Genomic DNA, 15,440 nt, shown 5'->3' with positions numbered 1-15,440 from the left:
TGACCGGTGCGGTCGGGGTGGGGGCGGGAGTCGCCGTCGGGGTCGGGGTCGGGGGCGCGACCGGCAGAACGGCGGCGCTGCCGCCGACCGAGACGACCGACACGGAGCCGTCGGCCGCGAGCTGCACCGTCGCGCTGGTGGCGGCGGCGAGGTCGAGGCGCTGCCACGAACCGGCCGCTGTTCCGGTTCCGTCGAGGGGATAGCCCGACTCGAGTTCCGTCTGCGCGAGCACCGACGTGCGCTGCGCGTCTGTGAGCGTCGGGAAGGCGGTGAGAAGCAGGTTCTCAGCGCCATCGGGAACGGATGCGGCCAGGCCGGTCTTGCCGGTCTGCGGAAAACCGTAGGTGGTGCGCTCGGTGAACGTCGCGACGGCCGAGGCCCGGTCGGTGACGACCTGGGCGGTGCCACCCGGAATCGCCTCTCCGCCGTACGGGTCGGAGCGGTAGGGGGTCTGGGTGGCGATGTCGTCGGCGAGCGTGGCGCCCGACGCCTTCTCGAGATAGGCGACGAGCTCGGCGCGGGCTGGCTCCAGCACCTCTGTGCGGTACTTCTCGTCACTCCACCGTTCGGCGAGAGCGGCCTCGCCGTCGATGCGACCGCCGACGATGTCGAGCGGGTAGTGCACGCCGAGCACGATGCGGTCGTTGCCGGCTTCCGACGCGCGAGCGAGGATCTCGGGTGCGAGCTCGGGGAGGAGGGTCGCGAGCGTGATCCCGGCCTGGTAGGCCGTTGTGGTGTGACCGCTCGGGAACGATCCGCCGGTGCAGATGCCGACGCTGCCGTAGCCGGCCGACAGGGCGACGTCGGTGGGCGCGAACTGGTGCGTGGTGTCGACGACGGCGGGCACGCGAACGATGTCGAGGTTGCCGTTCGCTTTGGCGCTCGTGGTGCCGACCCGGTTCTCGGTCAGCGAGGAGGCGTTCACCGTCGTGGGCGCGCAGGCCGCGTCGTCGCCGGCCGTCGCGGGGGTGGTCGGGTCGGTCGGAACGTAGGGTCGCGGGTAGCTGAAGTTCGCTTTCGCCGCGCCGGTGCCGACGTAGGCGCCGCTCGAACCGTTCGAGCTGTTGATGAGGGCGCTGGTGAGCGGCAGGTCGCCGTTCTGGCGGCCCTTCACGTAGAGCGGGCCGAGCACGGAACCGAGGCCGGTGGAGACGGTGACGGACTGGTCGTAGGCCGTGTTGTCGGCGTTCTGGTACTCCGCGTCCTGCAGGGCGAGCAGTTGCTCGGCCTTCGTCGCGTGCGTGTTGATCCAGACGGTCAGCGCGTCGTTCTGCGCGAGGATGCCGGGGGTCTCGACGGTGCCGTGCAAGTCGTTCTTCCCGTCGGATGTCCAGAAGGAGTTGTAGCCCTGCAGCAGAGCGATCAGGTCGGGCGGCGTGGAGTCGCTCGGGTAGGTCTCCGCGGCACTGGCCGCGGTGGGGGTCGCCAGGGCTACGGTGGCAGCGATCGCCGACGCGACGGCGAGTGTGGTGATTCGATGAGATGACCGGCGCATGCCGAGACTCTCCTCTCGGGTTGTTCGAACGGAGCGTGAGACGAGGCGAGACTACGAACGCGGTGTGGCGCGGCGGCCAACGCCCTGTGGACCCTCGGTGAACGGCTGCTGAGAGAGCTCGAAGGAATTCGGACCGGCCGCCATTGACATGACACCAGAGTGGTGTCATAGTGGTGTCATGCAGATCGACCGTTACCTCTCCGACCTCCGGCACCAGCTGGCCTCCGTCGCCTCCAGCGGGGGAGAGGATGCCCGGGCCGTCGCCGAACAGCTCAGTTCGGCGCTCGACCCGGCGATGCGGCTGGTGCTGCTCGAAGCGCTCAGTGACGCGGCGGGCGAGATCACGCGCGAGATCGCCCCCGGCTCCGTGGAGGTGCGACTCCGCGGCCGCGACCCGGAGTTCAGTGTCACCCTCGCACCCCCACCCGCCTTCGCAGAACCGGGTGCGCTCGAGTCGACCTCGCACCAGCCCGCACCCCGGGAGCCGACGACAGCCGCAGACGACAGTTCGACCTCGCGCACCACGCTGCGGCTTCCCGACCAGCTGAAGGCCCGGGTCGAACGGGCCGCTGCGCACGACGGCCTCTCGGTGAACACCTGGTTGGTGCGAGCGGTCGCCGACGCACTCGAACCGTCGTCGAGACGCGCCGGGCGCGAGACCCGTGCAGGCAACTCCTTCACCGGATGGGCGCGCTGACCGGGCGCCCACCGGGGCCGGCCTCCCGCCGGCCCGCCTGAACCGGCCTCCGGCCGACCCTCCCGAGAACACCCCCGCACCCGCGGGGGCGATCGAACACGCCTGAAAGAAGCAGACCATGACCCTCTATCCCACTCCCACCCCCATCGACATCGATGTGATCCTTCCGGTCGGCAGCCTCGACGTCACCGCCGAGCAGCGCGGCGACACCCGCGTCGACGTTCTCCCGAGCCGGCCGGGTCGAGCCGGCGACGTCTCGCTGGCGAAGGAGACGACCGTGCGGTTCGACGGCGGGCGACTCACCGTCGTCGTTCCGAGACGGCTCTCCCTGTTCGGCCCGGGCGACAGCGTCGATGTCAGAATCGCGGTGCCGACCGGATCGCGGGCGAGCTTCGTCTCGTCGTACGGGGCCATCCGCGTGCGGGGCGCGCTCGGCGAGAGCGACATCACTGCGAACTACGGCGACGTGCGCATCGAGCACACCGCGGCGCTCCGGCTGAAGGCGCCGTACGGCGAGGTCGAGGTCGGCGATGTCGACGGCTCGCTCGACCTCACGTTCGGGCACGGCCGCCTGCGGATCGGCCACGTGCACGGAGGCGCCGACATCCGCGGGTCGCACGGAGCGATCGAACTCGGCGCCGTCGACGGCAGCATCGACGCTCGCACGTCGGGCAGCATCGCCGTCGGGCGCGCGGGCGGGAACGCGAGCATCCGCACGGCTCACGGGGCGATCCACATCGGCGAGGCCACCCGGGGAACCCTGCGGCTCGAGAACGGCTACGCGGGAATCGACGTCGGCGTTCCCCTCGGCACCGCCGCCTGGATCGACGCCGCCTCGAAGCAGGGCGTCGTGCGGAACGAACTCACCGCAGAGAACGGTCCGGGGGGCGCGTCGGGCACGGTCGAACTGCGGATGCGCACCACGGTGGGCGACATCCTGATCCGGCGGGCGACGCCGGCGATCGTGGGGTAGCCGCTGCCGCCGTCGCTGCCGCTGCCGCCGCAGCCGTCGCCGCCGGCCGGAACCGCCCTCAGACCCCCTGTTCGGAGAACATCCGGTCGAGGAACGCCGTGCCCGCACCCAGCAGCCCGCAGTCGTCGGGCCGAGCCGGGGTGGCGATAGTGAGGTCGCCGGTGGCCATGGGCAGGCACTCCGCGTAGAGCGTGGATCGCACGCCGGCCACGAAGACCTCGGACTGGCTGAGAACGCCGCCGATGACCAGGCGGTCGGGGTTGAAGAAGTTGACGATGGTCGCGAGCACTCCGCCCGTCATCGTTCCGGCCTCCCGCAGAAGCCGGGTGGCGACCGGGTCGGCATCTCGGGCGAGAGCGATCATCGCCTCGACGTTCGGCACCTCCCTGCCGGAGTTCTGCATTTCCCGCACGAGCGCGTTGCCGCTCGCCAGGGCGTCCAGACAGCCGACCCGCCCGCAGGAGCACGGCACCGGGGCCGCGTCGAGAACCGCCACGTGGCTGATGTCTCCGGCCGCCCCGCGGCTGCCGACGAAGAGCTCGCCGCGCGCGATGATTCCACAGCCGATTCCCGAGCCGGCCTTCACGAACACCTGGTCGGGCTGGCTACGGTCACCCGAGGCGAACTCGCCGAGCGCCATCAGGTTGGCATCGTTGTTGACGAGTACCGGAACGCCGCTGATGTCGCCGAGCAGACGGGCGACATCGACACCGTTCCAGCCGGGCATGCGAGACGGAGCGATGACCCGGCCGTCGACCCGTGAGACGGGCCCGGGCACACCCACCGAGAGCCCGCGGAGGAACAGGCGGGCGTGGCGCTCGTCGGCCGCGACGAGCTTCTGGCATTCGTCCCACACGCGGCCGAGCACCCGGTCGGGGCCCTCGGCGATGTCGAGGTGGATGTCGCTGCGGGAGACCAGCTCCCCCGAGAAGTCGACCAGGCCGATCGAGGTGCGGTCGATACCGAGGTCGACACAGCCGACGATTCCCGCGTCGCGTCGCAGTGCCAGCCGCCGGGGGCGGCGCCCGCCCCGGGAGACGCCGTCGCCCACTTCGACGACATGGCCGAGCCCGATCAGCTCGTCGACGCGCGCCGCGACGGTCGACGGTGACAGGCCGGTGAGCTTGGCCAGTTCTGCCTTGGAATCTGCCAGCCCGGCGCGCAGCGGTGCCAGCACGACCAGATTCTGCGCCGAGAAGCGTTCGTACGATGCGGGGGAGCGGGAGGCCATGGTCGAACCTTATTCCATAATCAAACAAAGTTCCTCGAAATATAGATGCAACAATGGATTGTTAGTTTGATTTCAATGACGAGAGAATTCGACCCCAAGGCGGCAACAGTGGCTCCCTCCTCCACCGGTACGGGCACGGCGATGGTTCAGCTGACCGACGTGCAGAAGCACTTCGGGTCGCACCACGTGCTCAAAGACGTCACCCTCTCGATCGCCCCGCGGGAAGTCGTCGTCGTCGTCGGCCCGTCGGGGTCGGGCAAATCCACGCTCTGCCGCTGCATCAACCGGCTCGAGACCATCACTTCGGGCACGATCGCGGTCGACGGCGTCGAGCTGCCGGCGGAGGGCAAGGCGCTCGCCCGCCTGCGCGCCGAGGTGGGAATGGTCTTCCAGTCCTTCAACCTCTTCGCCCACCGCACGATCCTCGACAACGTGACGCTGGCCCCGATGAAGGTTCTCGGTGTCTCGCGCAGCCAGGCCCGCAGCGAGGGCCTCGCCCTGCTCGACCGTGTCGGTATCGCCGACAAGGCCGACCGGTTCCCGGCCCAGCTCTCGGGAGGCCAGCAGCAGCGCGCGGCGATCGCCCGGGCGCTCGCCATGAAGCCGAAGGTGATGCTCTTCGACGAACCGACCAGCGCGCTCGACCCCGAGATGGTCAGCGAGGTGCTCGACGTGATGACGTCGCTCGCGAGCGAGGGCCTGACCATGGTCGTCGTCACGCACGAGATGGGGTTCGCCCGCCGTGCGGCCGACCGCGTCATCTTCATGGACGACGGGCGCATCGTCGAGCAGAGCTCGCCTGCCACCTTCTTCGACAACGCCGCCAGCCCGCGCGCGCAGGCGTTCCTGTCGAAGATCCTGCCGCACTGACCGCGGCGGCGCCCGCCGCACAGCCTTCCACCCCTGACCCCGCACCGAAAGAACAGAAAGGTACCATCCGTGCCCAGCACACGAAAGACACTCCAGAGGGGCGTTCCCCTGCTCGCCATCACCGTCACCGCGGCTCTCGCCTTCAGCGGATGCGCGTCGGACAGCTCTGCCGTTCCGGGGGCAGACCCCACCGCGTCGGCGGCCGCCGACAGCCTGTCGTCGGTCTACGACAACGCCGTCGTCGCCGACGCTGCAGCCCTGCTGCCCGACTCGACGATGGCCGCGATCAAGGCGCGCGGCAAGCTCGTCGTCGCAGAGGCGCTCGATGCTCCCCTGCTCTCGCAGCAGAACCCGTCGAGCCCCGACGACGTCGAGGGTTTCGACGCAGATCTTGCGAAACTGCTCGCGATCTACATTCTCGGCGAACCCAACGTGGAGATCATCCCGCCCGCCTCTGAGACCCGCGAGGCCCTCCTGCAGAACGGCACCGTCGACGTCGTGTTCAACACCTACACGATCACGACCCAGCGTGACGAACAGGTCGACTTCGCCGGGCCCTACCTCCAGTCGGGGCTGGCTGTCGCCGTCAAGAGCGACAACAGCGACATCCAGGGCATCGACGATTTGGCCGGCAAAAAAGTCATCGTCGGCGCGAACACGCCGGCCGTGACCGCGGTTCCCGAGAAGCAGCCGAGCGCCGAACTCGTGAGTTTCGCCACCGACCCCGAGGCCGTTCAGGCGCTCACCCAGGGTCGCGGCGACGCCTACGTGCAGGACTTCACGCTGCTCGCCAGCGACGCTGCCTCCAACTCGGCCATCAAGGTCGTCGGCCAGCCCTTCACCACCGAGTCGTACGGCATCGGACTCAAGAACGGCGACACGGCGTTCAAGACCTTCATCAACGACTGGTTGACGAAGATCGAGGCCAACGGCGACTGGGCGAAGGTCTGGGACGCGACCCTCGGCTCAGCCGTCGAGTCGTCGACCCCGACGCCGCCCGCCATCGGATCCGTTCCCGGTTCCTGAACACGGTGAGGGGATCGACCAGCAGAGGATCACGATGAACATCTTCGTCGACAGCGCAGCGCCACTGCTGTCTGCGCTCGGCACCACGGTCATGATGGCGGTGATCGCCGGCGTCGCAGCACTCGTTCTCGGAACAGTCGTGACGGCGGCGCGCATCAGCCCCATCCCGGTGCTGCGCGGTATCGCGTTCGCGTATGTGCAGTTCTTCGTGAACGTGCCTCTGCTGGTCCTCCTCATCCTCGCGGTCTTCGCGCTGCCCGACGCCGGGCTGCTGCTGCCGCTCACGCCGACCGCCATCATCGTGCTCGCGCTCTACGAGGCCGCCTACGTGGCCGAGGCGATCCGCAGCGGGGTGAACACTGTCGGCAGCGGCCAGATCGAGGCGAGCAGGGCGCTCGGGTTCACCCTGGTGCAGACGCTGCGGCTGGTGGTGGTGCCGCAGGCGCTGCGCGCGGCGGTGCAGCCGATCGGCAACGTGATGATCGCCCTGACGATGAACACCGCACTGGCCGCCGCGGTCGGGGTCGTCGAACTGACCGCTGAGGCGAACAAGCTGAACCTCGTCGAGGCGCAGCCCATCCTGATCTTCACGGTGGCGGGCCTCATCTACATGGCGCTCGCCCTGGTCATCGGGCTCAGCGCCGGCCGAATCGAGAAGAGAGTGGCGATCAAGCGATGAGTGCCTCCCCGTCAGAGCACACGCCCTCCCTCTACGACGAGCCAGGGCCGCGCACCCGCCGCGCCATCCGCCTCTGGTCGATCGTCGCCGTCGTCGTCGTGGTGGCCGTGGTGGTCGCCGCTGGCGTGCAGTTCGGCTCGCACGGGCAGCTCGACGCCGACCGGTGGTCGCCCTTCCTCACCGCCGGTATCTGGCAGTACCTGCTCGTGGGTCTCTGGGGCACCGTGCAGGCTGCTGCCCTCGTCGCGGTGCTCGGCGGTGCCTTCGGCCTGCTGCTGGCGCTCGGTCGGCTGAGTCGCAACCGCGTGCTGCACGGGATCAGCACGGCCTACATCGAGATCGCGCGCACCATTCCGGTGCTGCTTCTGATCTACCTGATGCTCTTCGGGCTGCCGCAGCTCGGCCTGAACTTCCCGCTGCTGTGGAAGCTCGTCATCCCGCTCACGATCGCCAACGCGGCGGCCTTCGCCGAGATCATCCGGGCGGGCATCCTGGGCCTGCCCGCCGGTCAGACCGAGGCTGCCGTGAGCCTCGGGCTCTCCCGTGGCCAGGCCATGCGGCTCGTCGTGCTGCCGCAGGCGCTGCGGTTCGTGACGCCGTCGCTCGTCACGCAGCTCGTCAGTCTAGTGAAGGACACGTCGCTCGGCTACATCGTGGCGTTCACCGAGCTGCTCTACCGCGGCCAGGTGCTCGCGGCCTACAACCACTTCCTGATCCCGACGTTCGTCGTCGTCACCCTGATCTACCTGGTGTTCAACGGGGCTCTCTCCACACTGGCTTCGCGACTGCGTCGTCGCCCGGGCAAGCGGAGCCTCGCCGAGCCGACCACCAGCATCCCCGTCGTGGGCGTTCCCGTGACAGACACCAAGGAGCCGCACCATCTCTGAACGACCTGATCGCCCCGCTTCGATCGCGGTCGAGATCTGCATCGACGATCTCGACGGTGCCCTCGTGGCCGAGCGGGCCGGCGCCCAGCGCGTCGAGCTCTGCGCCGACCTCGGCGTGGGCGGTACGACGCCCAGCCGGGGCCTGCTCGAGGCCGTGCTGCGGCAGACGGATTCGATCGGTGTGCAGGTGATGGTGCGGCCGCGCGGGGGAGACTTCGTGTACTCGCCGGCCGAGATCGACGTGATGTGCCTCGACCTGCAGCAGATCGCCGCCGCCGCCGCTGCCGCCGATGCCGCCGCTGGTTCCGCTGCCTCGGGTGTCGCGGATGCTGCTGCCGGCGACCGCGTCGGGGTCGTACTGGGCGCGCTGACCGCCGACGGCACCGTCGACCTCGACGCCATGCGCCGGTTGATCAGTGCGACGGGCGACCTGCCGGTCACCTTCCACAAGGCGTTCGACGCGACGCGCGACCTGGCGGCGAGCTACGACGCGCTGGCCGAATTGGGTGTGGTGCGCATCCTGAGCTCGGGCGGTCGGGCGACGGCAGAACAGGGCGCAGAAGCGCTGGCCCAGCTGGTCGCGAGGTCGGCTGCCTCCTCCGGCCCGCGGATGCTCGTGGGCGGCGGCGTGCGACCCGGCAACGTGGGGGCGCTGCTCGAACAGACGGGCGCGACCGAGGTGCATCTGCGGGCGCAGTCCGTCTCGCCGCGCGGTGACGGAACCCTTCGAACCGACCCGGAGCTCGTCGAGCGGATGCTCGCTGCGGTCTCCGCGTCGCGGGCCACCGAACCCGCCCGTGCGTCCCGCGACGCCGTTCTCGCCCTCGACATCGGGGGCACCAACCTCAAGGGCGCTGTCGTCGACGAGAGCGGCCGCATCGTTCTCGCCGAGACCGTGGGCGCCGGTTCGGGCGGCACCGAATCGCTCGACCGGGTGCGCCACCTGCTGCGCCAGCTCGCCGGGCACGCCGCCGCCGACGGCTGGAGCATCCTCGGTGCCGGGGTGGTCACGCCCGGCATCATCGAGCCGTCGACCGGCGTCGTGCGCTACGCCTCCACCCTCGCCTGGAGCGACGTTCCCCTCGGGGCGTTGCTCGCCGGCGACCTCGGTGTGCCCGTCGCCATCGGCCACGACGTGCGCGCGGCCGGGCTTGCCGAGGCGCTGTTCGGGGCAGCGGCGGGGGCGTCGAACTCGGTGCTCGTCGCGATCGGTACCGGTGTCGCCGCTGCCGTGCTGAGCGACGACACACCCGTCGTCGGCCATCTCACCGCGGCCGGCGAGCTCGGGCACATCCCCGCCCTGCCGCACGGGGAAGCCTGCACCTGCGGGCAGCGCGGCTGCCTCGAGGTCTACATGTCGGGTGCCGGGCTCGCCCGGCGGTACGCGGCGGCGAGTGAGGTGGCCGGGCAGGCCACCGTGCCTCTCTCGGCCGCCGGGATCGTCGGCCGCCTCGGCGCCGATCCGCTCGCCGACCGCGTCTGGGCTGACGGCATCGAGGCCCTAGCGCTCGGACTGAAGACCGTCACGATGCTGCTCGACCCCGCTGTGATCGTGCTGACCGGCGGCGTCTCGCGCGCCGGCGACGCGCTGCTCGAACCGGTGCGCCGGCAGCTCGCCGACTCGCTCGCGTGGCGGGCAGCGCCGCCGGTCGAGACCAGCGTGCTCGGCACGTCGGGCAGCCGCATCGGCGCCTCCGTTCTCGCCTACCGCGCGGCGGGGCGCCCCGGCACCCCCGACGGGTGGATGCTCGACGACCTGCTCGCCGAACCGGAGCCCGCGGCATCCATCGCCGCCTTCGCCGCCCACCACCCCGAGAGCTGACAGCCATGGCCGAGATCATCATCGTTCCCACCCCCGAAGACGCAGGGCGGCTGGCCGGAACGGCCATCGCCGACCTGCTCGGGGCCCGGCCCGACGCCGTGCTCGGTGTCGCGACGGGCTCCACGCCCCTCCCGGTGTACGACGACCTCCGCACGAGGCTGGCCGGGCGCGACGTCTCGAGGGTGCGGGCCTTCGCCCTCGACGAGTACGTGGGAATCGACCGCGACCATCCCGAGAGCTACCACAGCATCATCCAGAACCAGGTCACGCTGCCGCTCGGCCTCACCCCGAGCCTCGTGCGGGTGCCCGACGGTCAGGCGGCCGACCTCGAACGCGCCGCGCTCGAGTACGACGAGGCCATCCGGAAGGCCGGCGGCATCGACCTGCAACTGCTCGGTATCGGCAGCGACGGGCACATCGGCTTCAACGAGCCGGGGTCGTCGTTCGCCTCTCGCACACGGGTGAAGACCCTCACCCCGCAGACGCGGGAGGACAACGCGCGGTTCTTCGCGTCGATCGACGAGGTGCCGCGGCATGCGCTCACGCAGGGGCTCGGCACCATTCTCGAAGCCCGCCACCTCGTGCTGCTCGCCTTCGGGGAGGCGAAGGCCGAGGCGGTCGCGCTCGCGCTCGAAGGGCCGCTGAGCGCGCGGGTGCCGGCCACGGCCATCCACCTGCATCCGCACTGTACGGTGATCGTCGACGACCAGGCGGCCTCCCGCCTCGCCGACCGGTCGTTCTACGAGTACGTGTTCGCGAACAAGCCGGCCTGGCAGGGCCTGTAGCCGAAGGAGGGCACCGGATGCCAGCACCAGAGTCGTCGACATCGCGTCGGCCGATCATCGCGATCGCCGGCCTCGCCATCGAATCGAGTTCCTTCTCGCCGGCCCGCACGCCGGCCTCGGCCTTTCTGCAACGGCGGGGCGCGGAGGTGTTCGAGGGCTACGCCTTTCTCGCACCGGGCCGGCCGCTTCGGGAGGCCGCCACCTGGTTGCCGGCGCTCACCGGCAAGGCGCTGCCCGGCGGCATCCTGTCGGCAGCCACCTTCGACGAGCTCGCCGACGAGATCGTCGAGCGACTCCGCGACATGCCGCCGCTCGACGGGCTGTACTTCGACATCCACGGCGCGATGAGCGTCGACGGCATCGACGACCCCGAGGCGGAGCTGCTGCGGCGCATCAGGGCGGTCATCGGCCCCGATACCCTCGTCTCCGCCTCGATGGACCTGCACGGCAACGTCTCGGCCAGCCTCGTGGAGTCGGCCGACCTCCTCACCACCGACCGCACGGCCCCGCACGTCGACACGGCCCAGACGAAGGAGCGGGCCGTGCAGAACCTCGTCGACCTGCTCGGTGCGGGTGGGCCGCGGCCGGTGAAGGCGTGGATTCCCGTGCCCGTGCTGCTGCCGGGAGAGAAGACGTCGACGCGGCTGGAGCCGGCCGCGGGGCTCTACGGGCTGGTCGCCGAGATCGAACAGCGGCCGGGCATCCTCGATGCCGGTCTCTGGGTCGGCTACGCGTGGGCCGACGAACCACGCAACCGGGCGGCCGTGGTGGTCACCGGCCCCGATCGGGAGGCGGTCGCCTCGGCGGCAGAAGAGCTCGCCGGCGCCTTCTGGTCGGCGCGAGAGCGGTTCGAGTTCGTCGCTCCGACAGACACCTACCACGGCGCGCTCGATGCCGCCCTCAGAAGCGCCGACCGGCCCTTCTTCATCAGCGACTCGGGTGACAACCCCACGGCCGGGGGAGCGGGCGACGTGACCTGGGGGCTCCGCGAGCTGTTGGCGCGGCCGGAGTTCGTGTCGCCGTCAGGCCCGGTCGTTCTGTATGCCTCTGTGCCGGCTCCGGCTGCTGTCGATGCGGCGGTCGCGGCCGGCCTCGGCGCCCCGGTGACCGTGACGGTGGGGGCAGAGGTCGACGATCGGCACGCCGGGCCGGTCGAACTGAGCGGGGTGGTGCACAGCATCCGCCAGGGCGACGCCGACGCCCGCACCGAGGTGGTCGTGCGCACGGGGAGCGTCTTCGTGATTCTCACGGCCGAGCGGAAGCCGTACCACTACGAGCACGACTTCACCGATCTCGGGCTCGACCCGCGGAGCGCGGACATCGTCATCGTGAAGATCGGCTACCTCGAGCCGGAGCTGTTCGACATGGCGCGCGGCTGGATCCTGGCGCTGACACCGGGTGGTGTCGACCAGCACATCGTGCGGCTGGGGCACAACCGCATCGAGCGGCCGATGTATCCGTTCGACCCGGGGATGCCCGATCCCGATCTGGGGGCCCGGCTCTTCGAGTGAGGGTCGGGGCTGGGCAGTAGGGTGCTGGCATGACAGACACGATCATCACCGTCGAAGGGTTCTTCGAGATCGAGCATGCCGCCGAGCGCGGCACCGTCTCGCTGGCTGCGGGCTTCGAGGGCCCTGACAGGGCCGCCGTGCTGGTCTCGACCGGCGACCTGCACCATGCGCTCGCCGGGCAGGCGCAGCGGCTCGAAACCGAGGGCGCCGTCACCCGGTGGTCGGCCGACCGGGTGCGCGTCTGGAGCGAGCGCCCCTGGAACCAGAACGGGGTGCAGCTCGAACCCATGCAGCACACCTCGGCGCACTTGGAAGTGACGTTCGCCGACCTCGAAGCGCTCGCGACGTGGGTCGAGACGGTGGCGGCCGAGAGTGGGGTCACGGTCTTCGACGTCACGTGGGCGCTGACCGAGGCGACCGCTTCGAGGGTGTCGGCGGAGGCGCGGCACGGCGCGGTGCGGAACGCGGTCGAGCGCGCCACCGCCTACGCCGAGAGCCTCGGCCTGGCGACGGTGCGGCCGCTCGCACTCGCCGACCCGGGCCTGCTGGGCGGCGACGGGGGTGAGGGGGCGGGTGCGGCTGCTGCGGCGGGCGGGCTCGCGCTGATGGCCGCGCGCAAGGCTCCCGGTGGAGACACCGGTGGCGGCATCGACCTCAAACCCGAGCAGATCACCGTGGCTGCGCGGGTGCACGCGCGGTTCGCGGCCTCCTGAACCGGGTACCGCCGCCGGTCGCTCGTTTGCCTCGGTGCTCGTCGCCGGTGGCGCGCGACGGTGTTCGGGCCGGCGGGAGCTCAGCGCTCAGGCGGGAGCGGAACCCGGGTTGAGCGTCAGCGTCACGGTCTCGATGCGGGGGTGACGTGAGCGCCACGCCATCTGGATCGCCCAGAGCCCCACGGTCGCCGCGACCAGCGCCACGTTGACGCAGAACGGAATACGGCGGCGGCGCTGCAGCACGATCTGCCGGGCGTCGGAGGAGACGATGGTGAATCCGCGCTGCACCAGACCGGCGACCTCGGCGTCGAGCGCCGGGTTGTGCGGGGCGGCGTCGAGGTGCACGGTCGCGGGCACGGCACGGCCGAGGTCGGCGTGCGATGGGGAGGCCGCGGCATCCAGAGCCTCGACCGGAGCGGGAGCGACCCGGTTGAACACGCACGAGCAGTCGGCCGCGAACCGGCAGGTCTTCGGCTGCGCGCCGGCCTTGGCGGGCGCAGGCTGCCGGGGGGTGAGAAGAAGCTGGGTCGCGCTCATCTCCCCATTCTATTGTTGTCTCGGCCTCCTGATTGCACAAAGGCAACTATGTTCTTCACGGGGCTGCTGAATCGGTGTCGGTGTCAGTGTCGCCGTCGCTGTCGCCGAGCCGTTCGCGGAGAGCCGCGAGCGACTGCTGGGCGGCCCGGCGCACGTCGCGCTCGGGGTCGCGCAGCATCGCCTCGAGGCTCCGGATGCCCGTCTCATCGCCCACGACGGCGATCGCCCGGGCGGCCGCGGTGCGCACCCGCGCGTTCTCGTCGGTGGTGCGGCGCACCAGGTCTTTGACTGTTCCGACGCCGTGCTCGGCGCAGACCCGCGCGCACATCTCGCGCACCCGCCAGGACTGGTTGCCGAGGCCGGCGATCACCGTCGGGGCTGCAGCGGCATCCCACACGTACAGCAGTGCCCGGGCGCCCCACACCTCCGGCCAGTACAGCGCCGGAGCGCCGTGCACGATCCCCTCGGCGTGGCTGCCGCCGACCACGAGCAGGAACTCCTCGCCCTCGTAGCCGCCCGCCAGCAGGGAGGCCGCGCGTCGCGCCACCCGCGCCCGCCCCGCCACCTGCTCACGAGCTCAGCACGCCCGAGGGGACCCATATCGTCAGCCCGCCGGCCCTCTTACGACGATTCGCGACCCCTCGCCGACGGCGCCAGGTGCGAGAGCACCTCGGCGCGGCGGGTGAGCGCAATGAAGTGACCCTCGTCGGGGTACTCGTGCAACGTCGCTGAAGGCAGGCGCGCGACGAGGGCGCGAGACCACGCGGGCGGGATCACCCGGTCGGCATCGCCCTGGAACACCTCGACGGGGGCCGCGACATCCTCGGGCCGAAAGCCCCACGGCGAGCCGAACGCCAGGTACTCGTCGACCGAGCCGCGCGTGTCGATGACCGACTCGGCCATCGCCCGCGCGAACCAGTTCGAGTAGGTCGTGATCAGCTCGGAGTCGCTCGGCCCCAACGCCGAGACAGCGACCAACGCGAGCAGCCGGGGCGACAGCCGGGCGAGCCATCTGCTGCCCAGGAAGTAGCCGCGCGCCACGAGCGGAGCCCGTCGCGCCAGCTTCACCAGCCGCCGGTCGTTCGCGTTCAGCTCGGCGAGTCGGCCCGGTTCGAGAAGCGGCAGAGCACCGGCGACCACCGCGACGCGCTCCACGCGGTGCGCGAAGGCGTGTGCGACCGCAAGCGCGTACTGCCCGCCCTCCGACCAGCCCAGCACCGAGAACCGGTCGACCTGCAGGTGCTCGAGCAGAACGTTCAGGTCCTCGGATGCCCAGTCGAGCATCCGGTGCCCCGAACGCCTCGACGTCCCACCCACACCAGGCCGGTTCGGCGAGATGATGCGCAGGCCGAGCGCCCGCGCCGGATCGTCGGAGTACTCGACATCGATGCCGCTCACCAGCCCGCCGTGGCAGTTCACGACGACAGCGCCCGCCGGGTCGCCGTACTCGTGGTATGCGAGCACCCGGCCGCCCGGCAGGTCGAGCATGGTGGGCGGCCGATTCTCGCGCAGGGGGGTGACGTCGACCCTTCGAACCATCGACTGCCTCCCTGCCGCCATCGTATTCCCGTCTGAGGGTCGTTAGGCTTTGGGAACGAACCCGTACTCCAGCGAAAGCAGCCGCAGACGATGAGCGATCAGAACCCGTACCAGACGCAGCCCACCGAGCAGTACCCACCGCAGCAGTACCAGCAGCAGTACCAGCAGCCGAACGAGCCTGCGCACCAGCCCGCGTACCCGCAGCAGTACCAGCCCCAGCCGCCCGCCGGCTCGCTCGACCCGTACGCGGTTCCGAAGCACGACCCGAACGCCGCCCCCACCAACACGTTGGCGATCGTCGCCCTCGTGCTGGGGCTCACCGTGCCGATCGGCGGCATCGTGCTCGGCCACATCGCCCTCAGCCAGATCAGGCGCACCGGGGAAGCCGGTCACGGCCTGGCACTCGCGGGGCTGATCATCGGGTACGCGTACACGGCGCTGGTGTTCCTGGCGATCATCGCGTACATCGTCTTCATCGTGGCGATCTTCGGCATTGCCGGCTTCGCCGGCATGTCGGGCGTCGGCCACAGCTCAGCCGGGTACAGCGCCTAGCTGTACCTGGCCGTGACGTTGGTCACATGCGGTTGATGGGTGTGGTTCCGATGCCGGTGTGGTTGCGTTCAGTGTTGTAGTAGTTCAGCCAAGGGGCAAGTGCGTCGGCTCGTTCGGTGTTGC

Annotated in this window: 16 protein-coding genes; 11 read left to right on the top strand and 5 right to left on the bottom strand. The window is 70.6% G+C overall.

The features are described from left to right. On the bottom strand, positions 1–1,495 hold a 1,495-nt coding region (locus C5B96_RS15750), incomplete at its 3' end, for a phosphatase PAP2 family protein (protein ID WP_104246310.1). Between the two features lie 178 nt (positions 1,496–1,673). Here C5B96_RS15750 and C5B96_RS15745 point away from each other — a divergent pair. Together C5B96_RS15745 and C5B96_RS15740 are read left to right on the top strand one after the other, a co-directional pair. Continuing rightward, positions 1,674–2,192 (top strand): toxin-antitoxin system HicB family antitoxin, encoded by a 519-nt coding sequence (locus tag C5B96_RS15745; RefSeq protein ID WP_104246309.1) that lies wholly within the window; start codon positions 1,674–1,676, stop codon positions 2,190–2,192. 118 nt (positions 2,193–2,310) lie between these two features. Then, positions 2,311–3,165, top strand: coding sequence for a hypothetical protein (locus tag C5B96_RS15740; RefSeq protein ID WP_104246308.1), 855 nt, complete (start codon positions 2,311–2,313; stop codon positions 3,163–3,165). Between the two features lie 58 nt (positions 3,166–3,223). Here the strand turns inward: C5B96_RS15740 and C5B96_RS15735 are convergent, their stop codons facing one another. Next, complete coding sequence (locus C5B96_RS15735) at positions 3,224–4,396, bottom strand: ROK family transcriptional regulator (protein ID WP_104246307.1); 1,173 nt, start codon at positions 4,394–4,396, stop codon at positions 3,224–3,226. Between the two features lie 141 nt (positions 4,397–4,537). On the opposite strand from C5B96_RS15735, the gene C5B96_RS15730 reads away from it, so the two are divergent. The 8 genes from C5B96_RS15730 to C5B96_RS15695 all read left to right on the top strand — a co-directional run bounded on the left by C5B96_RS15730 (position 4,538) and on the right by C5B96_RS15695 (position 12,689). Further along, positions 4,538–5,266, top strand: a complete 729-nt coding sequence (locus tag C5B96_RS15730) for an amino acid ABC transporter ATP-binding protein (RefSeq protein ID WP_104246311.1) — start codon at positions 4,538–4,540, stop codon at positions 5,264–5,266. A gap of 69 nt (positions 5,267–5,335) precedes the next feature. Beyond that, the gene (locus C5B96_RS15725) at positions 5,336–6,292 is read left to right on the top strand and encodes a glutamate ABC transporter substrate-binding protein (protein ID WP_104246306.1); all 957 of its coding nucleotides are present in this window, start codon (positions 5,336–5,338) and stop codon (positions 6,290–6,292) included. A 34-nt stretch (positions 6,293–6,326) separates the two neighbouring features. Beyond that, on the top strand, positions 6,327–6,971 hold the full coding sequence (locus tag C5B96_RS15720; RefSeq protein ID WP_104246305.1) for an amino acid ABC transporter permease: 645 nt from the start codon (positions 6,327–6,329) through the stop codon (positions 6,969–6,971). Next, positions 6,968–7,858: an amino acid ABC transporter permease gene (locus C5B96_RS15715; protein WP_104246304.1), complete on the top strand. Its 891-nt coding sequence runs from the start codon at positions 6,968–6,970 to the stop codon at positions 7,856–7,858. Before C5B96_RS15720 ends, C5B96_RS15715 begins: the two co-directional genes overlap by 4 nt. Further along, positions 7,851–9,680, top strand: coding sequence for a copper homeostasis protein CutC (locus C5B96_RS15710; RefSeq protein ID WP_369826490.1), 1,830 nt, complete (start codon positions 7,851–7,853; stop codon positions 9,678–9,680). Before C5B96_RS15715 ends, C5B96_RS15710 begins: the two co-directional genes overlap by 8 nt. 5 nt (positions 9,681–9,685) lie before the next feature. Then, a complete protein-coding gene (gene nagB, locus C5B96_RS15705; RefSeq protein ID WP_104246302.1) occupies positions 9,686–10,465 on the top strand; it encodes a glucosamine-6-phosphate deaminase in 780 nt (259 codons plus the stop codon). Positions 10,466–10,482: 17 nt separating this feature from the next. After that, the gene (locus tag C5B96_RS15700; protein WP_104246301.1) at positions 10,483–11,976 is read left to right on the top strand and encodes a M81 family metallopeptidase; all 1,494 of its coding nucleotides are present in this window, start codon (positions 10,483–10,485) and stop codon (positions 11,974–11,976) included. A gap of 29 nt (positions 11,977–12,005) precedes the next feature. Continuing rightward, a complete protein-coding gene (locus C5B96_RS15695; RefSeq protein WP_104246300.1) occupies positions 12,006–12,689 on the top strand; it encodes an SIMPL domain-containing protein in 684 nt (227 codons plus the stop codon). An 87-nt stretch (positions 12,690–12,776) separates the two neighbouring features. On the opposite strand, the gene C5B96_RS15690 is transcribed toward C5B96_RS15695, so the two are convergent. From C5B96_RS15690 to C5B96_RS15680, 3 genes are all read right to left on the bottom strand, one after another. Beyond that, positions 12,777–13,226, bottom strand: a complete 450-nt coding sequence (locus C5B96_RS15690) for a hypothetical protein (RefSeq protein ID WP_104246299.1) — start codon at positions 13,224–13,226, stop codon at positions 12,777–12,779. Positions 13,227–13,281: 55 nt separating this feature from the next. Next, positions 13,282–13,773, bottom strand: coding sequence for a HEAT repeat domain-containing protein (locus C5B96_RS15685; RefSeq protein ID WP_233189246.1), 492 nt, complete (start codon positions 13,771–13,773; stop codon positions 13,282–13,284). Between the two features lie 74 nt (positions 13,774–13,847). Then, the gene (locus C5B96_RS15680) at positions 13,848–14,765 is read right to left on the bottom strand and encodes an alpha/beta fold hydrolase (protein ID WP_158507211.1); all 918 of its coding nucleotides are present in this window, start codon (positions 14,763–14,765) and stop codon (positions 13,848–13,850) included. A 90-nt stretch (positions 14,766–14,855) separates the two neighbouring features. Between C5B96_RS15680 and C5B96_RS15675 the strand changes: the two genes are divergently transcribed. After that, complete coding sequence (locus tag C5B96_RS15675) at positions 14,856–15,317, top strand: DUF4190 domain-containing protein (protein WP_104246296.1); 462 nt, start codon at positions 14,856–14,858, stop codon at positions 15,315–15,317. Positions 15,318–15,440: the final 123 nt, after the last annotated feature.

Origin of the sequence: Subtercola sp. Z020 (genome assembly GCF_002931235.1) — a bacterium.
Classification (GTDB): domain Bacteria; phylum Actinomycetota; class Actinomycetes; order Actinomycetales; family Microbacteriaceae; genus Subtercola.
Note: the sequence above shows the minus strand (reverse complement) of the source record. Positions and strands in the feature narration are given on the sequence as shown.